Annotated in this window: 22 protein-coding genes; 15 read left to right on the top strand and 7 right to left on the bottom strand. The window is 62.0% G+C overall.

Annotated features, from left to right (window positions below; translation table 11 throughout):
• The 4 genes from M529_RS28730 to M529_RS49895 form a co-directional block, all read left to right on the top strand.
• Positions 1 to 1163: LPD29 domain-containing protein (locus M529_RS28730; RefSeq protein ID WP_236617640.1), on the top strand; the 1163-nt coding region annotated here is incomplete at its 5' end.
• Positions 1160 to 1801: a transcription elongation protein SprT gene (locus tag M529_RS28725; RefSeq protein ID WP_174391608.1), complete on the top strand. Its 642-nt coding sequence runs from the start codon at positions 1160 to 1162 to the stop codon at positions 1799 to 1801. The genes M529_RS28730 and M529_RS28725, both read left to right, overlap by 4 nt.
• A 320-nt stretch (positions 1802 to 2121) precedes the next feature.
• Entirely contained in the window at positions 2122 to 2415 is a 294-nt protein-coding gene (locus M529_RS28720) for a hypothetical protein (protein WP_021316707.1), read from the top strand.
• A gap of 75 nt (positions 2416 to 2490) precedes the next feature.
• Positions 2491 to 2652 (top strand): hypothetical protein, encoded by a 162-nt coding sequence (locus tag M529_RS49895; RefSeq protein WP_021316706.1) that lies wholly within the window; start codon positions 2491 to 2493, stop codon positions 2650 to 2652.
• A gap of 309 nt (positions 2653 to 2961) precedes the next feature.
• Here M529_RS49895 and M529_RS28715 read toward each other — a convergent pair whose 3' ends face one another.
• Both M529_RS28715 and M529_RS28710 read right to left on the bottom strand, forming a co-directional pair.
• Positions 2962 to 3288, bottom strand: coding sequence for a type II toxin-antitoxin system PemK/MazF family toxin (locus M529_RS28715; RefSeq protein WP_021316705.1), 327 nt, complete (start codon positions 3286 to 3288; stop codon positions 2962 to 2964).
• Positions 3285 to 3503, bottom strand: coding sequence for an AbrB/MazE/SpoVT family DNA-binding domain-containing protein (locus tag M529_RS28710; protein ID WP_330217772.1), 219 nt, complete (start codon positions 3501 to 3503; stop codon positions 3285 to 3287). Before M529_RS28710 ends, M529_RS28715 begins: the two co-directional genes overlap by 4 nt.
• Positions 3504 to 4113: 610 nt before the next feature.
• On the opposite strand from M529_RS28710, the gene M529_RS28700 reads away from it, so the two are divergent.
• The 5 genes from M529_RS28700 to M529_RS47620 are packed head-to-tail and all read left to right on the top strand — an operon-like array spanning position 4114 to position 6739.
• Complete coding sequence (locus M529_RS28700) at positions 4114 to 4791, top strand: nucleotide-binding protein (protein WP_021316702.1); 678 nt, start codon at positions 4114 to 4116, stop codon at positions 4789 to 4791.
• The gene (locus M529_RS28695) at positions 4788 to 5126 is read left to right on the top strand and encodes a hypothetical protein (protein WP_021316701.1); all 339 of its coding nucleotides are present in this window, start codon (positions 4788 to 4790) and stop codon (positions 5124 to 5126) included. Before M529_RS28700 ends, M529_RS28695 begins: the two co-directional genes overlap by 4 nt.
• On the top strand, positions 5123 to 5305 hold the full coding sequence (locus M529_RS28690; protein ID WP_021316700.1) for a hypothetical protein: 183 nt from the start codon (positions 5123 to 5125) through the stop codon (positions 5303 to 5305). The genes M529_RS28695 and M529_RS28690 overlap by 4 nt, the downstream gene beginning before the upstream one ends.
• Positions 5302 to 5832, top strand: a complete 531-nt coding sequence (locus M529_RS28685) for a S26 family signal peptidase (protein WP_021316699.1) — start codon at positions 5302 to 5304, stop codon at positions 5830 to 5832. The genes M529_RS28690 and M529_RS28685 overlap by 4 nt, the downstream gene beginning before the upstream one ends.
• Before the next feature lie 13 nt (positions 5833 to 5845).
• Positions 5846 to 6739, top strand: coding sequence for a cell wall hydrolase (locus M529_RS47620; protein ID WP_021316698.1), 894 nt, complete (start codon positions 5846 to 5848; stop codon positions 6737 to 6739).
• Positions 6740 to 6751: 12 nt separating this feature from the next.
• On the opposite strand, the gene M529_RS49005 is transcribed toward M529_RS47620, so the two are convergent.
• A complete protein-coding gene (locus M529_RS49005; RefSeq protein WP_152522528.1) occupies positions 6752 to 7171 on the bottom strand; it encodes a hypothetical protein in 420 nt (139 codons plus the stop codon).
• A gap of 211 nt (positions 7172 to 7382) precedes the next feature.
• On the opposite strand from M529_RS49005, the gene mobQ reads away from it, so the two are divergent.
• The 6 genes from mobQ to M529_RS28655 all read left to right on the top strand — a co-directional run bounded on the left by mobQ (position 7383) and on the right by M529_RS28655 (position 16509).
• Positions 7383 to 8891 (top strand): MobQ family relaxase, encoded by a 1509-nt coding sequence (gene mobQ, locus M529_RS28680; protein WP_084490815.1) that lies wholly within the window; start codon positions 7383 to 7385, stop codon positions 8889 to 8891.
• Between the two features lie 18 nt (positions 8892 to 8909).
• Entirely contained in the window at positions 8910 to 10904 is a 1995-nt protein-coding gene (locus tag M529_RS28675) for a type IV secretory system conjugative DNA transfer family protein (protein WP_021316695.1), read from the top strand.
• A 2-nt stretch (positions 10905 to 10906) separates the two neighbouring features.
• The gene (locus M529_RS28670) at positions 10907 to 12868 is read left to right on the top strand and encodes a DNA topoisomerase (RefSeq protein WP_021316694.1); all 1962 of its coding nucleotides are present in this window, start codon (positions 10907 to 10909) and stop codon (positions 12866 to 12868) included.
• 11 nt (positions 12869 to 12879) lie between these two features.
• A complete protein-coding gene (trbB, locus tag M529_RS28665; protein WP_021316693.1) occupies positions 12880 to 13833 on the top strand; it encodes a P-type conjugative transfer ATPase TrbB in 954 nt (317 codons plus the stop codon).
• Positions 13834 to 13984: 151 nt separating this feature from the next.
• Positions 13985 to 15016: an acyltransferase family protein gene (locus M529_RS28660; RefSeq protein WP_031294347.1), complete on the top strand. Its 1032-nt coding sequence runs from the start codon at positions 13985 to 13987 to the stop codon at positions 15014 to 15016.
• Positions 15016 to 16509, top strand: a complete 1494-nt coding sequence (locus M529_RS28655) for a hypothetical protein (RefSeq protein ID WP_021316691.1) — start codon at positions 15016 to 15018, stop codon at positions 16507 to 16509. The genes M529_RS28660 and M529_RS28655 overlap by 1 nt, the downstream gene beginning before the upstream one ends.
• Before the next feature lie 126 nt (positions 16510 to 16635).
• Here the strand turns inward: M529_RS28655 and M529_RS28650 are convergent, their stop codons facing one another.
• The 4 genes from M529_RS28650 to M529_RS28635 all read right to left on the bottom strand — a co-directional run bounded on the left by M529_RS28650 (position 16636) and on the right by M529_RS28635 (position 23693).
• A complete protein-coding gene (locus M529_RS28650) occupies positions 16636 to 18084 on the bottom strand; it encodes a UbiA family prenyltransferase (RefSeq protein ID WP_021316690.1) in 1449 nt (482 codons plus the stop codon).
• The gene (locus M529_RS28645; protein ID WP_021316689.1) at positions 18074 to 19360 is read right to left on the bottom strand and encodes an ArnT family glycosyltransferase; all 1287 of its coding nucleotides are present in this window, start codon (positions 19358 to 19360) and stop codon (positions 18074 to 18076) included. The genes M529_RS28650 and M529_RS28645 overlap by 11 nt, the downstream gene beginning before the upstream one ends.
• Before the next feature lie 16 nt (positions 19361 to 19376).
• Positions 19377 to 19745, bottom strand: a complete 369-nt coding sequence (locus M529_RS28640; RefSeq protein WP_021316688.1) for a DMT family transporter — start codon at positions 19743 to 19745, stop codon at positions 19377 to 19379.
• Positions 19746 to 19850: 105 nt separating this feature from the next.
• Positions 19851 to 23693 carry a hypothetical protein gene (locus M529_RS28635; protein ID WP_152522527.1) on the bottom strand — a complete coding sequence of 1281 codons (3843 nt, stop codon included), beginning with the start codon at positions 23691 to 23693 and terminating at the stop codon, positions 19851 to 19853.
• Between the last annotated feature and the right edge of the window lie 154 nt (positions 23694 to 23847).

Genomic DNA, 23847 nt, shown 5'->3' with positions numbered 1-23847 from the left:
GGCGGGGCCGAGATCCGATGGCTCGGAACCGGCCCCGCCATGCCTTCGGATCGACGCCAGCTCGCCGGCGATATGCTTCGGCCTGGTTAGAGGCCGCGGCCGATCAGATGAGCCGCCAAAGCGGCAGATTTCCTTGGTTTTGGCGGGGAGAGGTAGGCTTCGCCCGTCTCTCCCCAGCAACGACAATCAGCGGGACCGTGGTTCACTCGCTTCGCTCGCTGCACCCGCACCACTCCCGCAGATTCTCGTTGCCCCCCTGCCCCCCACTCTCGGCGAGGCCGCCGTTTGCAGCAGCCGCAGCAAACGCAGTCCAAAAGGAGTTAAAGGCAATGTCCATCACGATCGGAACCCGCATCAACTGTGTTCTTCCCCATGCCGGGAGGGGCATCGTCTATGGCATCCATGGCGAGCAGCAGCCGGGAAGCGTGCGCGTCATTGGCGGCATCTTCCATTCTGGCGGCGCAGCCCATTTCGATATTGTGTTTGATAACGGCCATATCTCGCAGAAGGTGCCGGAGAGCATCATTCGGGGCGTGCAATGGTCGATCCTGCCAGAGATCGCGACGGCCGAGCAGATCGCGGAGGCGCTGGCCTATTCCGCCTGCCTGAAAGCGGAGAAGGCGAACGCGGCCGAACTGGCGGCGCAGCGGTTCGCGGCAGAGGTGGAACGCCTCCGCGCCGATCCGGCGCACGCACGCTTGAAGCAGGGCGACGATAGCGCATCGGGCAAGCTGGCCGCGCAGAATATCCGGGCCGAACTGAAAGCGGCCTTTCCCGGCATCCGCTTTGGGGTCCGCAAGGCGCATTGGGGAAGCGTTAGCGTCACCTGGACCGATGGCCCCACGGAAAAGCGCGTCGGCGAGATCGTCAACAAATATCAGGGCGGCCACTTCAACGGCATGGATGACATTTACGAGCGGGCGGACTCGCCGTGGACCTCCGTTTTCGGCGGTTCCAAATATGTCTTCACGTCCCGCGAGTTTTCGGCCGAGATGATCGCGCGCGCCATCGAGGCGCTTTTTGCCACCCATCGCGGGCTTGACGGCATCGAGCGCCCGACCCCTGAAACCGCGTTCCGGTCCTTTGTCGCGGTTCCCGGCGAACAATGGGACTTGGGGACTCTCATTCGCTTGCAGGCCGTGGACATGGAGGCGGGCCAGTGAGCGCCCCCCTCCCCTCCCCCGAAGCCTTGCGCGAGCATTGGTTGCGCCAGCTTGCGGCGCTTATGGAGCCGGTCATTGCCGATCGTGCAGGAGTTGCGTTCCCGCCCTACCGTGTGACGTGCGGCTTTCCCAGCAAAGGGGGCGAGCTGGGGAAGAAGACCCGCGTTCGCGGCCAGTGTTGGAGCGCGGCAGCGAGCGAGGACCGGCACGCGGAAATCTTCATTTCGCCGGTCGAGGACGATCGGGCGACCGTCGCGGCGATCCTCGCGCATGAGATGATCCACGCCGCCTTGCCGGATGCAGGCCATAAGCGGCCCTTTCAGATCGCCGCCGCGTCGATCGGCCACAAGGCCCCCTTCACCAGCAGCGAGGCGACGCCGGAGTTTATGGAATGGGCGGAGGCGCTGCTAGATAGCCTGCCCCCCTACCCCCATCGCCGGTTGAACGCGATGCGGCCCGTCGCACAGAAGAAGAAGCAGACGGCGCGGATGATTAAATGCGAGTGCGCCGAGTGCGGCTATACCGTTCGCACCACCCGCAAATGGCTGGAAAGCGTGGGTGCGCCGATTTGTCCCACGGAAGGGCATGGCCGGATGCAGCATGATCCGATCGACGGCAACGAGGACGACGACGATTGAACGCGGCGCATTGCATGGGTGACACGTCTCCCATGCAATGCATGTCCATCAGAGGACGCGCTAGGCGCGGCAAATGAGGCGGCGCCAGCACCGCCGCGCATTGTCGGGGTTGCGGGGACGCTGCCCCATCACTGGCGCAAGGTGTCGCGGCCTATAGGCCGCCGATCGCGGGGTTTCCCCGGCCTTCCTTCACTGGCGTTCTGTGCAGGCCAGGTGATCCCCCTCCCCGCGATCGACCCTGCCCCAGCTCCCCCCGCTCTCGGCGAGGCCGTCATTTCCGACAGCAGCCGGAAATCGGCACAACAAGGGAGTGAAGGACTATGGATATGGGCAACTGGTCGCATGAGGATGCGGCGAACGCGCAGGCCGAAGGCTGGGATATTTTCGAGGCGTCGGGGAGCATGGAGAACGAGCACGGCGACAGGCCGTTTCAGCTACAGAGCATAGACGAAATGGGCGCACTGGCCGATGACATGGCCGCGTGGCTATTGGTGCGCGCGAGGGCGCTGGCAGGAAACGGGATGCACCAGCGGGCGCTTGAGTTTCTGAAAACGCGATCCCCCGCAGAATATTCCGACATCATCAATTATGTGCCGGAGCAAACACAGCCGTAGGAACATCCGACAGGCAATGCATGGGAGACGTGTCATCCATGCATTGCCTATTTGCAGGAGCGCGCCGGAGCCGTAATGATCCGGCTAATGAAGGACTGGCCCAACCCGAACGACCCTCCCGGCAAGGACTGGCTTGTCCACGTCGAGTTTTGGGGATTGCTGGCCCTTAGCGTGTTGGGCGTGGTCATGGGCTTGGGGCCGTCAATCGTGCGCCTGATCCGCTCCGTCACCGGATAGCTTACAATGCATGTCACGCAGGAACGTGCGGAAAAGACGGACCCGGCAGCTTGTGCAGCCGGGTCCAGTGAAAGAACCTGAATGATCGAAAAGGTTCTTCGGGTCGCGGGACCGATCTAGGAGGCTTTGGTTAATCATTTCACAACGGCAACGAGATTGCGCGCCGTTGCTCTCACCGGGACAATGAACATGCATTACATGGGAGACGTGTCACCCATGTAATGCATGTCGCGCGCCTGACTGCGATGCTCAGTGTTTCCAAGCCATCAGCATACGCGGCGCGCTCGCACCGAGCAAGGATGTGTGCGGTTATTCAAAGATCGTGACCGCTCGCGCCAAGACTTCATCCATGATGGCTTGCGGCAAGGTTTCGACCTTGCGGCCGTTGCGGGCGTCGAGATCGAGGACGCGAGGTTGATCGCATCGCACGATGCCGGTTGTCTTTGTGCCGGAGAGCGGCACGGCGAAACCAATGCGGCGCGCGAAATCGCCGCCGTTTGTGATCGGCATGATGACCGGCAAGCCGGTTGCCCGGTTGAAGTCGTCAGGGGAGACGACGACAACCGGACGATGCCCGCGTTGCTCTCGGCCGTGTGTGGGTTCGAGATCGACCATGTAAACGTCGCCGCGCTTCATATCAGTTCGCGACCCACCGCAGGAGCATCCACCCATTCCCGTTCTTCCGGGGGTTGAGGCTGCGAATAGTCGGACGCGGCCAGCAACTCCGCCATGGTATAGCGGGGCCGCGTGGACGGCTCGACCACCAGCTTGCCGTTGTCCACGGCCAAGCCGACGCTCGCGCCCGCAGACAGGTGCAGAACGTCGAGCAGGGCAGGGGGGACGGCGAGCATGACAGACCCCCCGACCTTGCGAAGACTTGTAGTGTGCATAAGCGCCTCCATAAGTTATATTTCAATATAACATCTGGCAGCAAAAAGTCAATGCGACTTCCGCGTGGTAGACATGCAATGCATGTCATGCCCACATTTCATGTCTTACCGGCGCTTTTTGGCGGCGCGGCGACTTTGGAAGAAGAACCGCATAACCTCGCGCTCCCAGCTAATCGGTTCCTCGACAGGGGGCAGGGGACGCGAGGCCGGGACGATCAGGATATTTTCCGTCGATCGACATTCCTTGCATCGGAAATGACAGCGCGCCGCTCGCAGATCGAGCGGCCAGCCCCGCGCCTCGAACCGTCGCCAGATCGACCCTTCCACGGTTGAGCCGCGCGCGCAGCCGAAGCACCAAAGCCGCAGGTCCAACCCCTTTTCATCAATGTCCCGAATCGTCCGCACAAAGAGAACATATAAAGAACATCGTTGTTCGCACAGACGGCCGCGGCACAGCGTTTAAACGCCTTCATGCATGACATGCATTTCATGTCTTGCATTTGCTGGCCCCTTATGCCTTATTGCGTGTAGGACATGCATTGCATGTCTCGCCTTACAGTCAGGAGCCGAAATGGCCGTCATCACTTTGCTTTCGCCAAAGGGCGGGGTTGGCAAGACCACCGCAGCCCTTTTGCTCGCTACCGAGCTGGCGCAATCGGGGAGCGTCATCCTCGTTGACGCGGACCCGAATTTCCCGCTCGCGAAATGGGCATCGCTCCCCGGAAAGCCCGATAATATCGAGGTCATTCAGGAGATCGACGAGGACGGAATCATTGACACGATCGACGACGCGCAGAAGCGCGCGCAATTCGTCGTCGTGGACCTTGAGGGCAGGGCATCGGCCCGCGTCACCAACGCCCTTTTGATGACGCATCTCGCCCTGGTCCCGCTTCAAGGTTCCGTTCTCGATAGCGATCAGGCGGCGCGGGCCTTCCAAAGCATCCGGCGCGCCTCGACCGCAGCGCGGCGCGAGATCGCCTTTGCGGCGGTCTATACCCGCACCCCGGCAAGCACATGGGTTCGCTCGCGCGTGGCGCAGAGCATCGCGGAGAACATCGAGGCAGCGGGCATAACCGCCCTGCCAACCCCGATCGCGGAACGAACCGCCTTCAAGGCCCTGTTCGCCGCAGGCGGCACGCTCGCCACGCTTGAGGGCGTATCGTCCATAGAAAAGGCACGCGAAAATGCCGCAGCGTTCGCCGCTGATGTGCTGGACCGCTTGCAGGAAGGGAAGGGGAAGGCCGCATGACGAAGAAGCCCACCAAGGCGGCGACGCCGCTTGCTGGCGTTACCAGCTTCGCGGCGGACGAAGACTATATTGCGCCGCCCCCCAAGACGGTTCGCGACAAGGCGAAGGCGGACAACGGCGCTATCGGTTTCGTATCGGACAAACCCGCGCCGGCACGCGGCGAGAGCGCCCAGCGCAAGAAGCGCGAGGCCACCTTTACGGCGCAATTCACGATGAGAATCCGCGAGGAAGATCGCGAGCGGTTCGATGAATATGCCTACCGCCATCGGATCTCCAAGGGAGAGGCGTTCCGGCGCTTGCTGGATATAGCGGAAGGGCAGGGGAGGGCGGATTGATCCGCGAGGCAAAGAAGCCGCTCGAAATCCGCCGCGAGGCCGCCCAGCTCGCCCGCCTTTGGGCGGACGAACGGGAGGCTACCGGTGACCCGGAGGGCGCAAGCGAGATGCGGGCGCTCGCCGGTCAGATAGCCCGTATCCGGCTTACGCGGCCCGCCAGCGCGGCGGAGGCGTCATGACCGTGGAGAAGCGCCGCAGGGCCGTTCGCACCGTCCTATGGGGCCTTGTGCCCGTCGCCGTCGCGGGCGTGGCCGTGGCCGCGCTCCCGCATCCAATCTTCCTCTACAATCCATCGCCGAGCGTCCCGACCGGCTACTATGTCCGCACAGTGGGCGCGCCAGCCAAGGGCCGTCTTATCGCTTTCCATGTCCCGCCCCTGGGGCGGGACTATGCGAGCGCACACGTTCCCTATCTGGTGCGCGGGAGCATCCTGAAACCGATCGCGGCGAGCGGAGGCGATACCGTCTGCACCACCGGCCCCGAAGGACTGACCATCAACGGCAACCCCATTGCGCCGATCGCCGAGCGCGATCGGCGCGGAGTGCAACTCCCGCACTGGCGGGATTGTCGTCGTTTGCGCCGGGATGAGTATTTTGTAGTCTCGACGCGTATCCCAAACTCATTTGACAGCCGCTATTACGGCCCCGTCACCAGCGCCGAGATCATCGGCATCTTTCGCCCGCTTTCGACCGACGAGAACAGCTAGGAGGTTTGCCCCGATGGACCCGCTTACGATTGCGGCAATCTGCACCCTGATAGTGAAGAACGAGGCCGCGACGACAGCCGTTCCTCCCGGCACCAACTGCCCTGCCATCATCGCGAACGTCCGAGCGTCGGCCGCGCGCGCATCGGGGCGCATCCACGACGATGCCGACCGCGAGGCAATCGCGCGCGTGGCCTTCGCCGAAGCGGGCAATCAGGGCGACCGTGGCATAGCGGCCGTTGTGTTCACGATCATCAACCGCCTTGGTGACGGCCGTTGGGGCGGCACCGTTTCGGACGTGCTCAATGCCCCTCGCCAGTTCGAGCCAGTCATGCGGGCAGGGGGCCAATGGCGCAATCTCTCCCGCGTTCCAAATAGCCGCCGCGCCCGCATAGACGCCATCGTATCCCTCGCGCTCAAAGGGGAACTGGCGGACGAGACAGGCGGCGCGCTCTACTTCCAAAACCCGACGATCGTTGCCCAGCGCGCGAGAGCGGGACAGGTATCGCCCAAGCTGGTGAACTTCGGCGGTCAGACCCCCAGCGTCGTCATAGGCGACCACGCCTTTTATCGCGGGAACCGATCGGCAGGAGCGCGAAGGAGCGCGACGCAGACCGCACAGACGGACCCGCTATCCGATCGCCAGCAGGCTTTCATAGAGGCGGGCGGCGCGATCTTCGGCGAAGCGAAGGGCGAGGCGTTCGACCCGGCGACAACATGGCGCGAAGGGGAGAACGGCGATAAGGGAGAGGGAACCGAAAAGGCGGAGGCCGATCAGACCGCCGCCGACATTCTGGACGCTCGCGCGCCAGTGATCGCGGACGGCAAGGGAAAACCGGAGGAAGCGGAGGCGGGGGGCATGTTCGTGCTACGCAACGGGAAAACGAGCGCAAGCCCGATCGAGAATTGAGGCGAATGGAGCCTAATCGGTGCGCCCTATGAGATGCTTCACGTCCATGAACGCAGGATCAATATCCGCGATAGAGGGAAGGGGCTTCATCGCCGCTTCGGCCATCGCGTCGAAATCAGGCAGTTCCGCGCTTGCCGGACCAACTGCGCTGACCGTGCGGGCGGGCAGAAGGTGCCCGATCAGGTCCGAGAGATCGTCCCTGTCCCGATCCCGGCTGACACGATCGTCAAGGATCGAGAGTATCCGCGTGATGAAATCGGGATCGGGATTGTCGCGCATCTCCGCCAGCAGCGCCCCGCCAAGGATGATGCGGGATCGCGTGTGCCTTCGCCGCGTCCTATGGGCCGCGAGTGCGCGATTCCGCTGGTCGCGGGCTTCGCGTATCGCAAGCTCGCGTTCGAGTTCTTCTATCGGCCGTAGCTCAACGGACATGGCCCAAGCCTATCGCCGTTCGCGGACAAGGTAAACCTTGACTATTGAATAATCGGGGATCAGGGTTCTTAGGCTCCCTGCACAAGGGCGCACTTATACATTGCTTTGCAATGTCGCGCGGCGGGGATACCCCACACCCCTTCAACCGGCCCAGCGGCAGCGGTTGAGCCAAGGGGAAGCCCCTTAGCGATCCCGCGCCCCTGGGGGCGCAATGGAAGGAAAGGGAAGGGCAGGCGCGTTGGCACAGTTCCGGCTATCCGCACAGGTCATCAGCCGTGCCAACGGCCGCAGTTCCGTTGCGGCCGCAGCCTATCGAGCGGGCGAGAGGCTGCACGATGAGCGGCTAGATATGCCGTTCGACTATGAGCGCCGCGATGGCGTCGAGCATGTCGAGATCATGTTACCAGACCATGCCCCGGCACGCTTCGCCGATCGGCAGACGCTTTGGAATGAGGTCGAGGCGGTCGAGCGCCGACATGACGCACAGGTTGCGCGCGAGGTCCAGATTTCCTTGCCGCACGAATTGACGTTCGAGCAGAGGCAAGAGCTGGTGAGGGAGTTCGTCCAGACCGCCTTTGTCGATCGCGGCATGATCGCCGATGTGGCAATGCATTTACCCGACAAGGACGGTGATGAGCGCAACTATCATGCCCATATTTTGCTGACGACGCGCACCGTTGATACCGATGGTTTCGGGAAGAAGGAGCGGAGTTGGAACCACAAGGAGACGTTGCAGGACTGGCGGGCGCAATGGGCAGATATTCAGAACAGGCACCTGCGCCAGCATCTAGGCCCGGACGCCCCACAGGTCACGCACAAGAGCCTCGCAGATCAGGGAATAGACCGTGAGGGGACCGTGCATCTCGGTCCGACAGCCAGCGCGATCGAGCGGAAGGGCGAGCGCAGCGAGCGCGGCGATACCAACCGGGAGATAGCCGCCGCAAATGCCGATCGTGCTGACTGGAAATCACAGAAGCGCGCCATAGAGGATGAGCTTGCCCAGCGCGCGCCGCAACAGCCAGCGTCGCCGCAGGGGCTACAGGACGAGATGCGGAAGCTGCGCGACAGCATGGTTGCCGAGCGCGCGAAATGGCAAGCCGAGATCGCGCGCATGGAGACGCCCGTTGTCATCAAGGCGCACGAATTGCGGCGGGAGATTGTATCTCCGGCGCGCGCCCGCGTGATCGAGGCGGAGCGAAATCTTGAGGCGACGAAGGCGCGCGTTGATCGCATTTCCTCGCGTCGTATGAATCTCGTTAGCTGGGTTAGAAATCCGCAGCGGATGATATGGGCGAAGATCAGAGAGGTTCATGCCATGGACCGGGCACGGCGGGAGGTCGCGCGCGCCCGCGCCGCGTTAAAGGTGCGCCAGCAGTGGGTGAAGGGCGAGCAGGGGCAAGCCTATGTGCTCGCCAAGGTCGATCAGTCACGCGCCGCAGCAAAGCCGATCCAGAGCCAGCAGCGGACGCTTGAACGCAAGATCGCGCGCGTATCGAAGCGGATCGAGCGCATCGAGAAATTGCAGGAAAAGTTGTGTGTCGCGGAGAAGATCGGCGTTCGCTCCCTGTCCCGGCCCATCACTGTCCGCAGTCCCGACCAGCTTGTCAGGAATGTGGACCGGGCCGTCATGAAAGCCGTGGGGGCGTTCAGTCCCGAACAGCAAAAACGCGCCATAGAGGCTGCTCGCGCGATGACGCGCGGCCTTGGGCTTGGCCGATAGAAGCGGAGGATTCATTGCATGAGCGCAGCACGTCGCAAGGGGAAAATCTTGGCTGGCGTGGCGGCGCTTGTGCTCGCCGGTTTGTCGGCGGGCACGCAACAGGTTGCCCATGAGTTTCACTATCCGCGCGAGTTCGGCAGCGGCCTTTTCGACATAGGCTGTCACCGAATCTATGCGCCGTGGAAGCTGGTGCCATGGTCGATCGACTATGGCACGCGATTGAAAAAGCCCTTCGACGCGGCCCAGCTTACCGCGTTCGGGATCATCGCCCTTCCCATGCTGATCGGCGTCGGGATCATGCGGCGGCGGCGCAGACAGGTCCGCGAGTTCGGCGCGGAGGCTTGGGGCACGGTTGACGACGCGGCCAGGGCTGGCCTTGTCGATCGTCAGCAGCGGCCAACGGGCCGCGTCCTTGGCATGATGAACGGGAAGCGTCTCACCTATCACGGCCCGGAGCATAGCCTTGTGGTAGGCGCGTCCCGGTCCGGTAAGGGCGTCGGCTATGTTATCCCGACCGTCGCGGCGTGGGAGCAGAGCATATTCGTTTACGACCGCAAGGGCGAAATCTGGCACATCACGGCCGACCATCGAAAGCAGTTCAGCCACACTTTCTATTTCGCCCCCACGGACCCGAACACCGCGCGATGGAATCCGCTGTTCGAGGTCCGAAAGGGGCCTATGGAGATCGCCGATATTCAGAATATCGTGACGATCATCGTTGACCCGCTGGGATCGAAAGCGGGCGACCTGAATTTTTGGGATCAGTCGGCCAGCAACTTCTTTGTCGGCGTGATCCTGCATGTCCTCTACTCCGCGCCCGACGACAAGAAGAACCTCACCCACGTTCGCGAGCTGCTGCTGGACATTGAGCCGACGATAGACGCGATGCTCTACACCAAGCATCGCCACCGGCCCGATCCCTTCGACCCGAAAGGGGAGGGGCTGGCGCGTGACGAGGACGGCGAGCCGATCGCGGAGACGCACCCGGAGGTGCGCCTTGGGGCGACCGCCTTCCGTAACATGGACGAGAAAGTTCGATCCAGCGTGCTCGCGACCGCACAGGCGGCCCTCACGCTCTTTGCAGACCCGCTTGTCAGCTACGCGACGAGCTGGTCAGACTATGCCATCGGCGACCTTGTATGCTCGCCGCAGCCTGTGAGCTTCTATCTTATCACCCCGCAGGCCCATGCCGATCGGCTCGCCTTCCTTGTCCGCATCATGCTCCGGCAAACGATCAACAGCCTTATGGAGCATATCGACATGGACAGCCGGGGGCGGCGCAAGCAGCATCGCATGTTGCTGATGCTTGACGAGTTCCCGAAGCTGGGGGCGCTTCCGTTCCTTGAGAACGCCCTTGGCGAAATGGCGGGCTACGGCATCACCACCCAGCTCATTTGCCAGAGCTTCAATGACGTGTTCGGCAAATACGGCCTGCACACGTCGATTTTCGACAACATGCATATCACGTCCGCTTTCGCCACCAGCGAACCCAATTCCATCGAGAAGATCATTAAGCGGGCGGGCAAGGCGCTTGAGTTCCGCGAGAGCTACAGCGATCCGCGCACCATCTGGCACCAAGGCCGCCGCACCACGTCCGTTAGCGAGCAGGAGCGGTATATCCTCGCGGAACAGGACGTTCGCGCCCTCGACAACGGCAAGCAGTTCATTTTCGTGAACAACGCAAAGCCGCTGGTCGCGGATAAAATCCGCTATTTTGAAGATCCATTCTTCAAGCGGGTGACGACCGATTTTTTCCATGGTCAGCACGCGCGCCACAAACAGACGCCTAAGACGCTGGACCGACCCGGCATCCCGAAAATCGACTGGATCGGGGTTGAGGCGATCGAGCTGTATCAGGCCGCGCCTCCGGCGCCGACCACAGCGCCGGAGGAACGCGGCGACGGGGAGCCGGTGACGATGGGCGCGCCCAGCACGGCGGAGGCCGCGGCCGTTCCCGCCGAGCTGGCGGCGAGCGACTTTTTCGACCCGATCGACAGCGACGATGAGGATTGAGCATGAGCAGCGTCGTCATATGCGAGAAGCCGAGCCAAGCGGAGAACATCAGGGCCGCGATCGGCAACAGCCATGGCGAGGTTCTGCCCGCGCAAGGCCATTTGTTCACTCTCGCGGACCCGGAGGAATACCGGGACGAATGGAAGCTGTGGCAGGGTTTCCACCTGTTGCACCCGGAGCAGTTCAGGAAGGTGCCCACGAAGGGCGAGGATGCAGAGCGGACCCGCCAGCAGCAGCGTAAGCGCGATGCCATCGCCAAGGCCCTGAAAGGTGCGCGTCGCGTCATCATAGCGACCGACTGCGACCGCGAGGGGCAGGTTATCGGCACCGAGATCGTTGAGGCCATGGGCTTCAAGGGCGAGGTCATGCGCGCCATGTTCACCAGCGAAGACCCGACCACGCTTCGCGAGGCGTTCGGCAATCTCAAATCCAACGACCATTATCGCGCCCTCTACGAGGCGGGCCTAGCGCGCGAGCGGGCGGATCAGGTCTATAACCTGTCCCTCACGCGCGCGGCGACCACGGCCCTTGTGCCCAAGGGCGTGCGCTCGATCCTTGGCATAGGCCGCGTGCGAACCCCGACCCTTGGAATTGTCTGTATCCGCGAGATCGCCATTCAGCAGTTCAGGCCGTCGACCAGCTACGGCGTTCTCGCCACGGTCGCAGCCGGCGGCCAACAGATCGCGCTCACCTGTCATCCCAGCGAGCCGCCCATGCTCGACCGGGCAGCGGGCGAGGCGGCGGTTGCCGCCGCGATCGGCAAGCGCGGCCAGCTCGCCGTTGAGACTGGCCGCAAGAAGAAGGCGGGACCGAAACCGCCTGATCTTTCGACGTTGCAGGAGATTGCGGGCCGCTGGGGGTGGACGGCCGCGAAGGTCATGGAGATCGGGCAGGCCCTCTACGACCGGCATAAGATCATCACCTATCTTCGTGCGGAAACCCGCTATTTGCCGGAGGTTCTAATACCGGCAGCGGGCGAGATATTTACGGCGCTGACAGGCTTCGGCCCTTGGCAGGACCGCGCACCTGGTTGCGCGCCCCATATCCGCAAAGGCAAGCAGGGCGTCTTTTCGGATGCGGGGCTAGGTGGCGAAAGCCACCATGCCATTATCCCGAACCCCAAGACCCTCGCCACGCTACCGGCCATCTATGCCGAACTGGCGGACGATGAGCGCCGCCTGTTCGATGAGATCGCGCGGCTGTTCCTGCAATCCATGTCGCCCGATTATGAATATGACGAAACGGCGGTGACGCTCGCTATCGGCGACGACACCTTTTCCGCCAAGGGGGTTGTCCCCGTCATTCAGGGCTGGCGCGCCTATCGGGACGCCAGCGCCAAGGACAAGGACGAGGCGGCCGAGCTGCCCGCGATCGAGAATGGCACGGCGGCCGAGATCATCGCGGCGAAACTCTCTGAGCGCACTACGCGCGCGCCAGAGCGTTTAAACGAGGGCACGCTGGTCAAGGCGATGAAGAACGCGGCACAGTTCATCCGCGACCCGGCGCTGAAGGAGCGGCTGAAGGACGCGAAGGGCATCGGCACGCAGGCGACGCGCGATACCGTGATTGCGGGCCTGCATGAGCAGGGCCTTATCATGACCAAGGCCGGGAAGCTCTATCCGACACAGGCGGGCATGGTGCTGTTCACGATCCTGCACAAGGTTGCCCCGTCGCTGGTCGATCCCGGCACCACGGCCGCTTGGGAAAGCCGGATAGACGGCATCCTTACCGGCGATACGAAGCTGGATTCCTTTGTGTCGGAGGTCGCGGCCGAGACGCAGCGCCTAATCGACGTGCTGCGCGCGTGCGAGCCTACGGCCGCCTTCGGCACCGCAGCGCCCAGCGAAAAGATGGTCAAGGCGGCTATGGCCGTCGCCAAGCGAACCGGCGCACCGCCACCCCCCACGTTCCGCACCGATTTTTCGGCCTGCAAAGCCTATCTGGATGCGCATCCGAGCGCATAGGAGATTTCCCCATGCCCCAGCATAACCCGATCACGCTCGACCGTAAGGCCCATGCGCTGCGCCAGTCTCTAGGCCCCGTCATTGCGTCTGCCCTTGCCGAAAAGCTGGTTGTCGAGGTCATGGTGAACCCCGATGGCAAGATATGGCTCGACCGGATCGGATCGGGCCGGGAGTATAGCGGCCACGACATGACGCCGGCAGACGCCGAGCGCATCTTGCGCCTGCTGGCCGACCATGCCGGGGAGGTCGTCACCCGCGATCGGCCCCGCGTCAGCGCCACCCTTCCCGAAACCGGCGAGCGGTTTCAGGGTGTTTTCCCGCCCGTCTCCGCCAATGCCATGTTCTCTATCCGCAAGCGGCCAGAGGTCATTTTCACGATCGAGGACTATATCTCCGAAGGCATCATGAGCGCCGCCCAGGCGGCGCTTTTGGCGGAGGCGGCCGAGCGGCGCGACAACATGCTGATTGTGGGCGGCACCGGCAGCGGCAAGACCACCCTCGCCAACGCGATCCTTGCCTTGCCGTCCTTCGCCGAAGACCGGGTTTTCCTCATAGAAGATACGGCGGAACTGCAATGCGCGGCGCTGGATAAGGTGGAGCTGTTGACGAAGCGCAGCGACCCGCCTGTCACCATGACCGATCTTGTCAGGGACAGCCTGCGCTTGCGTCCAGACCGGATCGTCATCGGCGAGGTTCGCGACGGCTCCGCGCTGGACCTGCTGAAAGCGTGGAACACCGGCCACCCCGGAGGGCTGGCGACGATCCACGCCAATAGCGCCTATGAGGGTTTGACCCGTTTGGAAGACCTTATAGGCGAGGTGACGCAGCGTATCCCTTACCGGGCAATCGCGCAGGCAATTAACGTGCTCGTTTTCATTCGCCGCACCAAGGAAGGCCGCCGCATCGACACGATCGCGCGGGTAACGGGCCGTGATGGCGACAGCTACGCGATCGAGAATTGTTAATTGGTGCAACTTCCAAAACTTTGAGCGATATTAGGGTCACATTAACTCGCGGCTATTACCCAACCGGAGTGAACAATCTCATTCAGATCGGATTGGACAAAATCTACAAGTCCGCAGCCGACGGGATTGGGCAAGATCACGCCCATCTTTCATGATACGGCGAGGGGACTCATTCGGTCGCGGGCGTCTGACCGAACTGGACGCGCTGCGTGGTATTGGCGCGCTGCTAGTCATGAACTTCCACTATTCGACGCGTTTCGAGGAGATGTTTCCCGGCGCGGCGCATGTGCCGTTCCATGTGGTTGGCGGCAACTATCGGGTGCTTCTGTTCTTCGCCATTTCGGGCTTCGCGATCTTCTTCACCTTGAAGCATCTGCGATATGGGATGGACTTCGTGGCCAATCGCTTCGCGCGGTTGTTTCCTGCCTATTGGGGCGCGATCCTTATCACGCTGACGGTAGAGCATTTCGGGCATATTCCGGCGCTTGATATTCCGCCCTTCGCCATCCTTGTGAACTTCACGATGCTCCAGAGCTTCTTTTATCTGCCATGCGTGGACGGAGCCTATTGGACGCTTGCGATCGAACTGGGTTTCTATGCCTGCATGCTGGCCCTGTGGCGCGCGGGCGTTGTCGAGCACATCGAAAGCGCCATACCGGGATGGCTTGCTCTCAGATGGCTATTGTTCTTCTGGCATGGAATGCCTGGTCCGGTCGTGGACCTGCTGGTGCTCGAATGGGTGCCGTTTTTCATGATCGGCATCCTCACCTATCGCATCTGGTCGGGGCAACGTCGCTGGCGCGACCAGTTCCCCTATCTGGGGCTGGTGCTGTTGACGATCGGCGGGACTGATACCCCTGACATCCTACTGGCCGCGATTATCATCCTAGGCTGTTTCGCCCTGATGATAGAGGGACGTCTGCGTTGGATATGCATCCGCCCGCTCATATGGGTCGGAAGCATCAGCTATTCCCTCTATCTTGTCCATCAGCATGTCGGATTCATCGTCATGCTGACAGGCAACCGCTTTGGCCTGCCTCCCCTTGCGAGCTATATGCTGGCGATCGGAACGGCGCTCGCCCTTGGCACGATCCTCAATCGTCTTGTGGAACGGCCGGCGGGCCAATGGCTCCAGGACAAGTGGAACCAATATCGCGCGGTTGACGCAAGGGCGGTCGCCTGATGCTCTCCATAGGTATCTCATGGCGCTGGATTGCGGCGTTCGTCATCGTTGCTGCTCTGCCGATGCTGATCGTCTCGGTTCCTGGCGCATCGGACTACCCCAACCATCTGGCCCGTCATCATGTTTTCGCCGCGATCGGGCAAGGAACGGCGCTCGACGCCTATTTCAACGTCGATTGGCGCTGGATTGGCAATCTCGGCGTGGACCTTCCTGCTCTGGCCTTGACGCCCTTGCTGGGTGTCGAGACGGCGACCCGCCTAGTGAGCGCGATGATCGCGCCGCTTACCGTAGTTGGTATCATTCTCCTGTCCTGTTCCGCGCATGGGAGGGTGACGGCGAGCGCTATGCTGGCGCTACCCTTCGCTTTCGCGCAGCCCTTCCTGTTCGGCTTTCTCAACTATTGCCTTTCGGTCGCGCTCGCGTTGATCGTTGCAGCGGCGTGGAACTTCAACCGGCAGCACAGCCTTTGGCGCTCACTGGCCTTTGGGGCGGCCGCGATCGCCGTGTGGACCACGCATATCATGGGTTGGGCCATATTGTTGATCCTCGTTGCTGGCGCGGAGTTGGCGACAGCGCGAAGCGGGCGCGACGTGCTGGCACGGGCCGTGCGCGCCGCCTCCCTGCTGCTGCCAGTGGTCCCGCTTCTTGTATGGCGGTCGAGCGGCGGCCGTCTCTACTGGTATGAGCCAGAGCTATTGTCCTCGAAGGTCATGAACTTCGTGACGGCGCTCAAGGGCCTGTCCATGCCGCTCGATCTGGGGATGACGCTCGTTATTGGTCTCGCTGCAATCTTCGCCCTTCTGTGGGCAGGCGGGCGCAGGCTGGAACCGCGCCTTGCCGTCGGCGGCGGCCTGCTGCTCATCGCCGCCCTGCTCCTACCGACCACCGTGCTGGGAAGCTGGGGCGCGGATTTGCGACTGACGCCGGTGGCGATGATGGTCGCGATCATGGCGATCGGGCCAGCCCAAAGGCCCGATCGGGAAAAGCTGCTGTTCCTTCTCGGCGCGAGCCTGTTCCTGCTGCGGGCCGGATGGACCAGCGCGCAATGGTGGCGGGCCGACCGCGTGCTGCAATCCCGGCTCGCCCTGCTGGACAAGGTTCCCGAAGGAAGCCGGCTCGGCTTCCTGTCGGCTGAAGCCGAATGCCGAAGTTGGGCGCTGACGCCGGATCGGAAGATCGGAGCCTATGCGATCACGCGACGCGATGCCTTCACCAACACCCTGTTCCAGATACCGGGGTCGGACCTGATGACGATCCAGCGCCCTTCGGACAGCGCACATTGGTTCGACGGTTCGCAGGATATTCCGACGCTTTGCCCGCAGGACACGTCCGACGTGGCGGAACTGCGTGCGCGGATGGCGCGCATGTCGCGGGACGGCTTTACCGGCCTGTGGATCGCGGGACTGGACGCAAAGGCCGTGCCTGCGCTACCGGGCTACGTCATAGCCTATGCGGGGGGAACCGACACTCTGCTTCTCAAGGCCCGCTCCTAGCTGCTTCTCGCCATTGCCGGGAGCGCGTCGCGCGGCAACGGCGAGCCACACGGCCAGCATGACAATGGCAACCTGAATGCAGGTTGAGAGCCTTATCCGCATCGTCTTGCGGTCCTTTGTCAGCCATCAGGGTATGGTGGCAGGGCCGTAGAGCGCCGCTGCAAAGATGCAGGCCATCGCCCCGCCGACGAGGATGCTGCGCCGATCCTTGATCGCGAAGGCGACGGGATCACCTTCAACCTCCCCGCGCCGTGCCATCATCCAGATGCGATTCATCCAGTAGATGAGCGGCAGGCATAGCAACCATAACAGTTCGGGAAGGGCGTAATGTGCGGCAGTTGCCGGGTCATGGGCGAAGAGCGCCAGCACTAGGATCGCGACCATGCCCGATGAAATGCCCGACATCATCACCACGTCGAGATCGCCGCCCACATAGCCGCGCCCGCTCAGCAGGCGATTCGGTTCGGTCGCGTCGCGCATCTCGATATAGCGTTTCAGATAGGCGAGGCTCAGGAACAGGAAGACCGAGAACAGGAGCAGCCAGAAGCTCAGCGGCACGCCGATCGCGATGGCTCCGATCCAGATGCGGATCGTGTAGAGCGAGGCGAGAACGATGGCGTCTCCGACCATGACTGCCTTTAGCCGGAAGGAATAGGCTGTCGTGATCGCCATATAGACGAGTAGCCAGAAGGTGAGTGCGGCCCCGCCCAGGAGCCAGCCCCCGACAAGGCCGATGCCCGCCAACGCAAGCGAGAGGCCCAGCGCGGCAGGGATCGAGAGATCACCATGTGCAAGAGGCCGCTTCCACTTTGTCCGATGCGCGCGATCCGAATCTATGTCGAGCAAATCGTTCAGCAGATAGATGGACGAGGCGATCAGCGACATGAGCAGCGCGGCCGCAATGGCAGTCAACAGAACGGCGGGGTTGGTGAACGCGCCCGATGTGAAGGCAGGGACGAGAACGAGTGCGTTCTTGGTCCATTGGTGCGGTCGCATAGCCTTTACCAGCGCGCGAGCCAGACCGGGGCGAGGGCCGCCAAGACGTTCCACGACCGATCGCGGCGGGACATGACCGACCGACCAGCCCCGCCGCGCCTCGCGCCAGAGATAGCAGTCGGCGCGGCTGTCGCCCACATAGTCGAACGGGGCATCGGGACCGATGTGCGCGCGGATCGCGGCGAGCTTGGCGCTGCCCTTGAGATTGGCGCGCCCGCGCGTCGCGATGATCGGGTCCGAGAGTTCCAGATGATCCGCGATAGAGCGGATATGCCGCCAGTGGCTCGCACTGGCGAGGATGACAGGGCGGCCATCAGTCTTCGCTTCCTCGATGAGGCCGAGCACTTCCTGACGATAAGGAAGCTGTGCAGCGTCGATCCGATCGCGCCTCGCCGCCATCGTCTTGGCGACGGCGCGGCCCGCTATCAGCCACAGAAGGACCTCCATCATTGCCGTAATGCTGGACCGCGCGATCCGCACGAAGCTTTCCAGCGAAATATCCGCGCGTATCAATGTTCCGTCCACGTCCACGAACAGCGGAACCGCCTCGCCGGCGGCGATGGGGCGTTCATGCAGCATGGAGGACATTCCTTCGCGCGGCGCGCTGCTGGAGCCAAGCCGCGACCGGAATGGCGGCCATAGCGATCAGTAGCGGGATTGCGGGGTCGCGGTAGCGGATGATGATATAGGCGGCCGCGTGGATCAGCCAGAAGCCGGCGATCATCGCAGCGAATATCCACTTGCCATCGCTGGCGATCAGCGGTGAGCGGAACGCCAGCAGACCGAAAACGAGGATCAGCCCATATTGCGCTACCTCGAACAGCCGGATCGAGGACACCGCCTTCGATGCGGCGAAATCGGCCGCATCGGGAATATTGGGTTGCCAGAAATAGACGAGCTTGAGCGCGGCCAGTTCCGCCGCCCTGCGCGGGTTCTCTCCGATCCAGCGGATGGCTTCGGCTTGCAGACGATCGGCGTTGCCAGTTTCGCCGAGACGGAGACGGGTTGCCTCCCAATCCTTGGCGAGCGGCGTATCGGAGATACTGACGAACTTCCCCGTCGCGGCGGGGTTGTTGCCGAGATAGAGGTTGAAGGCCGCGTTGGTGGTGAGGATCGGGCGGCCCACCATTTGATTGGTGGCATGGAGCCATGGCGCGAGGATCAGGGCCGCACCGGCGACGAAGCAGAGGCCGCCGCCCAGCGCCGGGATGAAGCTGCCCCGCGCACGCCACAGGATGAGCAGCGCGACCCCCATGCCCGCGCACAGCAGCAGTGTCGAGCCACCCGTCACCAGCGATGCCCCCCACAACAGGCCCGCGATCAGCGCCGCCCCGATCGGACGTTCATCGCGTGCGACTCGAACCGCGCACAAGGCAAGGCCGATGAGCAAGGGCGTCGAGAGATTTTCCTTCGCCAGCATCGTGGCGTTCCAGATACCGGGAAACCACAATGCATAGGCGAGCGAGGCAAGCAGACCCGCCCACCGATTGTCCGACAGGGCCAACGTGAGCCGATGGATCAGCACTGTGCTGACGACAGCAAGCAGCATGTTGACGCCCAGCGCCACGGCAACCGAACTGCCCAGCAGGGCGAAGAAAGGTGTGAGCAGAAGCGGATAGCCCGCGCTGAAGAAGGCGTGCTGGCCATATAGATCAAGCAACTCGCCTCGCTCCGCCAGTCCTTGCGCCATCGTGAAATAGGACAGCGGATCGCTTTCGAGGGGCTGTTTCAGCACAAAGGCAGCGGCGAGCCGGACGATGACGGCAAGTAAGGCGATGGCCGCCAGCAGCATTGCGCTTGTCCGGTCCGAAAGCATCGACACGGGACGGCGGTAGGGTGCGGAATGGCGTTTCATGCGATCCTCCGGGTTTTCATGCCGAGCGTGCAACCAGGACGCAGCCTATGGCGATTAGGAGCGTTCCGCCGATCCGCGCGGCGCTCAGGCTCTCATTGAGGCACAAGGCCCCGGCAAGCATCGTCAGGATGAAACCGATCCCGACAAAGGGATAGGCGAGCGACAGCGGAGCGCGGCCGAGAACGAACAGCCACAGGAGCGCACCGACGCCGTATAGGCCAAGCCCTACGAGCACCATGGGCGACTGAATGAGGCCGCCGACCTCCCCGCCAATCCCCGCCGTTCTGCCGGGTGCCGCCGCGTTCGTTCCTAGCTTGAGCGCAAGTTGGGCCAGCGCCGACAGACTGACACTGACCAAAATAAGAAGAAAGAGGCGCAACGTCATGAACGGTCTTCCGAAAAATCAGAAGTTTGCTCTATCGGCGCCTCTTCAAGATAAGGTTAAAGGGAACCGGCCCGCATGACGGGCCGGTGCGCTATCACGACAGCTCTACGAGATAGCCGGATTGTGGACCGCTTGCAGATATTGGAACCACGTCGTCCCGGCCCCATTAGGGCCTAAAGCCTCCTGTTCGGTTTTCTTCTGGTTCCGCCATGTAGCCGCGGTTGCCTCTGCTGTTGTCAGGTCGCTGCCGCTTTGCCCAAGATGTATCCGCAACACGGAAGGGCCAGCGATCAACTGGTCCATGGCCTGTCCGTCCCTGCCGTAAGTGGACCCGCCGTAGTTGAACACATCCCATGTTGCCGCGTTGCCGTTCTGCGTCGCGATCGCCGCATAGGTCTGCGGGAGCGAAGCTGCGTTGCCACCCGCCGCCGTGATGACGCTCTCGCTCCAAAGTTTGAACAAATAGGCTTCGCTGCCACCGGGATTGGCGCGCGGCGCATTGTTGATCCGACCAACAACCCGCTTGCGATGCTGGGCAATCATCCAGTCCAGCACAGCGCCGGCCTTGGTCGAGGCGGCGCGCAAAGCGGCATTGAAGCCGAGCCGTTCAGCGATGCCAAGCGCGGTCTGCCAGTAGCCGATATAGAAATCATGCTGTGCGACGGCCCCTTCCTCCCAACCGCACACACCAAAGCGTTGTGTAGCGGCATACACGGCCCGATTCGTATCGACATTGCCGCCGACCATGACATTCGAGGGCGGATTGTCGAAGCCCGGTGTAGAAGTCTTGTGGCTGTCGCTGAATGTCTCGAAATCCTTGACGACAAACGCCATGATTTCGTCCCGCGAGTAGAGGCGATCGGAAGTCCGTGACGCGGTTTTCCAGATCAGCACGCTATGCAGGAACTGCCATGCCGCTCCACGTTGGGCGAAAGCTCCCGCGCCGCCAAAGGCATCGGCGAGTATCCAGTTCTCATAAAGGCGGCCCTGATCGCTCAGCTTGTGACCAAGGAAGGCGAACTCCGGCGTTTTCCAGAGCAACGAACCCCAATGCGGGAACTGATGCGCGTGGGGCAGGTCGATTTCATTGGTTCCGAAATAGGGCTTTCGGATCGCCGAGCCGCCATAGGGAACCTTCGCGGTCCAGGGGCTATAACCGTCGGCCATCTCGTAAGGCCGCCCTCCCTGGATATACCAGGAGCGATTGGCAGGCCGGGAGCTTTCTCCATAGCCATAATAATGATTGCGGAGGCCAATGTCGCGATCGGCGTTCGTGCCCTTGAACAGCGGCACACAGCGGCCAGCCTCGAAGCAATGATAGGGATCGCTCACATAGGCGGTCACATAGTCGAGCGCAATCGTAGCCCATGGCTTGCCGTCATGTGGCCGGTTGGCCGCGACGTTATACATATATTGGCCCACCGGCTCTGCGAAGGCGGCGCGGTCGTCGCGGACCCCGCCCGGCCCTGTGATGGGCGATCGGCCCGATTGGTTGAAGGGTGTATATCTTAGCCATGTGGACGCCACCGCCGCCAGCGAACTGAAATTGTAGAGTGAGCCTTTCCATGGATCGGAGGTTACCCCTTCAAGCGGCGTCAGTGTGGCATAGTTGGTTGGTTCGTAGGGCATGACGCGCGTGTTGCCGAAGCCGTTCGAACTGTCTTCGCCCCATAGCCGCCCGTCGAACCCGTTGTTGGAATAATGGGTGTGAGAGGCATAACCTATGGTCACGTCATAGCGCGGCAAATGGGTGGTGATGAAGGTCTGATCGTAGGCAGGCGGCGTTGCTGATCGCCATATGATTCCCGCGCGCACCGTCCCGCGCGGATACCATTTGTCCGTGCTGTTGGTGATGGCGACACCATAGCCGTCATAGCTGCCAGTAAAGATGCCGGGTATATCGTTCCCGTTAAGCGGGCCGCCATCAGGGCGCTGGATTGTGGCAAGGACATTGCTGTCCTTGTCCTCGATCCGCCACTTGTGCGGCACCATGTAGCTCTCCTTCCCGCTCGGATCGCCAAACGGGTTGTCGGGCATCGCCGCTGCGGTCCAGTCATAGCCGAACTGGAACTGCACATAGCTGCCGATACGGATCGCTTCGCAATAATAGGCGATGTTTGAGACAACCGGCACCGGACCTTGAGGCAGGCACTCCATCCACATCGGTTGATTGGCGCGTAGCGTCGCATCCTCGAACTGGCAGTTCTGGCGTGTCGGCCTGGTCATCACCAGCACGTTGGCATGATCGACGGCCGAGCCGGTTGACCAGTTCTCCAATATGGCGCGGTAGGCGACGCCTGACGGCACATCGAGCGGGCCGATGATGACATTCACGGTCGAAGCCGTGCCGCCGCCCGATGGTGTGTAGGACACAAGCTTCGCCGACTGCGGGGTGGAGACATCCAGCGCATCGACATAGAGCTGTTCCATGTCGGCCGCGCTGATCGGTCCCGAAGATACCGGCGTAAAGGATTCCACATCAGCAAGCACCTCCAGTTTGATGGAGATTTCCTTGACGGAGAGATTGACCGAGTTAGCCGTGTTGCCCAGCGATGCATTGCACTCAAGCAAGGCTACTGGCGTAATCTTTGGTTTGAATGCGATGGTCTGTGGTGGGCCGAAAGCGACTCCATTTCGCAGGAAAGTGACGGTGCCGCCGGCTCCCGTTGGATTATCATCGTAGCGGACAGCAATATCCTCCTGCGAGGAGTTGGATAGGCCCGTCGCGCTATAAAGAATATCCGACTGTCCGTTTCTCCGTATGTGGACCGTAACCTGCCCAGCTTGCCAGTCACCATAAAGTGAGAACTCGCCTTCATCATATTCATACAATGATACCAGCGGGGCTTCATCCGTGGGCAAAATCCCTTTGAACCCAAGAGTGATTGAACGGGGCGCGCGGGTCGTTGCTGGATCGGAGGTGGTCGGAAGTGCGATGCCGATCGAATCTGCGGAGAGATAGGTGTTCTTGGGAAGATTGAGGCGACTGCTCGAATATGTCGCGCCCGATCCCACCACATCCAGCGCGTTCGTGGTGACGCCGCCATTGGATTGCGATGGTGAATAGGAGGATGCGAGCGCGTTCATGGTGTAGGTCGAACCCTGCACGACCGGCGTAGGCGTTATAACCCTCTTCACCAGCGACAGGCCCGATGGCACGGTCAGATTATAAGTGCCGCTTGCTCCTTCCATGTCGAGGCTTAGCGGAAAGCGCGTGCCGGGATCGCCATAGACGGTCAGGTCGCTCGGATCGGGAGGAAGGGGATCATTGGTCTCTGTCACGCTGACCGCGATCTGCTTGACCTTCTGGAGAGCTGAATTGGAGGTGTTGCTGAGCGAGGCATTGCACTGGAACTCGCAATCAGGCGTGATGCGCAGCTTGAAGGCAATTGGCTGAGGTGGGCCAAATGCCGCGCCGTTGCGAAGAAATGTCACCGTGCCGCCAGCGCCATCGGGATCGTCATCGTAGCGCACGCCGATAGTTTCCTCTGCGGTCATGGAAAGGCCGCCGATACTTTCGAGCAAGACGGTCGTTCCACTGCGTTCGACATACACCTCAAGCTTTCCGGGGTCCCAATGGGCAGTCAACTCAAAGCGTGCCTCCTCCCATTCATAGACTGAAACCAGCGGAGATTCGGCCGCTGGAAGAATGCCAACCCATGTCAGTGTCATGGACGCAGGCGTTTGCGTTAGGGCCGGATTGGAATCTGTGGGTAGGGTAATGCCGATATGTCCAGCCTGGAGAAACGTGTTGGCCGGCAGATTAAGGCGGCCGCTGGTGAACGTCGCGCCGGAACCGTTGATTACAAAACTCTGCGTGGTCGCGCCGCCGTTGGTCTGGGTGGGAGCGAATGGCCCCGTCGCGTTGCCGAAACTATATGTTGAGATGACCGGGCCAGGCATGGTTTTTCTCCGATTTTCGTTTCGTCTTTGAATCAGAACATGCACGTTTGAGGTTCTCTCTCAACAACAATCATGGATTAACCAAGCGGGTGCGCGCGTGCTGTGGGCTGCAAGATCGAATATCGCCTAGTCCAATTTGCGACGACCGGATTCCGCAACGCGACGGTTCGACGCAGCCCGCAATTGATAACGAGTCGCA

Origin of the sequence: Sphingobium ummariense RL-3 (genome assembly GCF_000447205.1) — a bacterium.
Lineage (GTDB): Bacteria > Pseudomonadota > Alphaproteobacteria > Sphingomonadales > Sphingomonadaceae > Sphingobium > Sphingobium ummariense.
Note: the sequence above shows the minus strand (reverse complement) of the source record. Positions and strands in the feature narration are given on the sequence as shown.

What these genes read in the sequence shown, in the direction of transcription:
- M529_RS28720 (WP_021316707.1), top strand. Translation starts at nt 2,122, where the DNA reads ATGGATATGGGCAACTGGTCGCATGAGGATGCGGCGAACGCGCAGGCC.
- M529_RS49895 (WP_021316706.1), top strand. Translation starts at nt 2,491, where the DNA reads ATGATCCGGCTAATGAAGGACTGGCCCAACCCGAACGACCCTCCCGGC.
- M529_RS28715 (WP_021316705.1), bottom strand. Translation starts at nt 3,288, where the DNA reads ATGAAGCGCGGCGACGTTTACATGGTCGATCTCGAACCCACACACGGC.
- M529_RS28710 (WP_330217772.1), bottom strand. Translation starts at nt 3,503, where the DNA reads ATGCTCGCCGTCCCCCCTGCCCTGCTCGACGTTCTGCACCTGTCTGCG.
- M529_RS28700 (WP_021316702.1), top strand. Translation starts at nt 4,114, where the DNA reads ATGGCCGTCATCACTTTGCTTTCGCCAAAGGGCGGGGTTGGCAAGACC.
- M529_RS28695 (WP_021316701.1), top strand. Translation starts at nt 4,788, where the DNA reads ATGACGAAGAAGCCCACCAAGGCGGCGACGCCGCTTGCTGGCGTTACC.
- M529_RS28685 (WP_021316699.1), top strand. Translation starts at nt 5,302, where the DNA reads ATGACCGTGGAGAAGCGCCGCAGGGCCGTTCGCACCGTCCTATGGGGC.
- M529_RS47620 (WP_021316698.1), top strand. Translation starts at nt 5,846, where the DNA reads ATGGACCCGCTTACGATTGCGGCAATCTGCACCCTGATAGTGAAGAAC.
- M529_RS49005 (WP_152522528.1), bottom strand. Translation starts at nt 7,171, where the DNA reads ATGTCCGTTGAGCTACGGCCGATAGAAGAACTCGAACGCGAGCTTGCG.
- mobQ (WP_084490815.1), top strand. Translation starts at nt 7,383, where the DNA reads ATGGAAGGAAAGGGAAGGGCAGGCGCGTTGGCACAGTTCCGGCTATCC.
- M529_RS28675 (WP_021316695.1), top strand. Translation starts at nt 8,910, where the DNA reads ATGAGCGCAGCACGTCGCAAGGGGAAAATCTTGGCTGGCGTGGCGGCG.
- M529_RS28670 (WP_021316694.1), top strand. Translation starts at nt 10,907, where the DNA reads ATGAGCAGCGTCGTCATATGCGAGAAGCCGAGCCAAGCGGAGAACATC.
- trbB (WP_021316693.1), top strand. Translation starts at nt 12,880, where the DNA reads ATGCCCCAGCATAACCCGATCACGCTCGACCGTAAGGCCCATGCGCTG.
- M529_RS28660 (WP_031294347.1), top strand. Translation starts at nt 13,985, where the DNA reads ATGATACGGCGAGGGGACTCATTCGGTCGCGGGCGTCTGACCGAACTG.
- M529_RS28655 (WP_021316691.1), top strand. Translation starts at nt 15,016, where the DNA reads ATGCTCTCCATAGGTATCTCATGGCGCTGGATTGCGGCGTTCGTCATC.
- M529_RS28650 (WP_021316690.1), bottom strand. Translation starts at nt 18,084, where the DNA reads ATGCTGCATGAACGCCCCATCGCCGCCGGCGAGGCGGTTCCGCTGTTC.
- M529_RS28645 (WP_021316689.1), bottom strand. Translation starts at nt 19,360, where the DNA reads ATGAAACGCCATTCCGCACCCTACCGCCGTCCCGTGTCGATGCTTTCG.
- M529_RS28640 (WP_021316688.1), bottom strand. Translation starts at nt 19,745, where the DNA reads ATGACGTTGCGCCTCTTTCTTCTTATTTTGGTCAGTGTCAGTCTGTCG.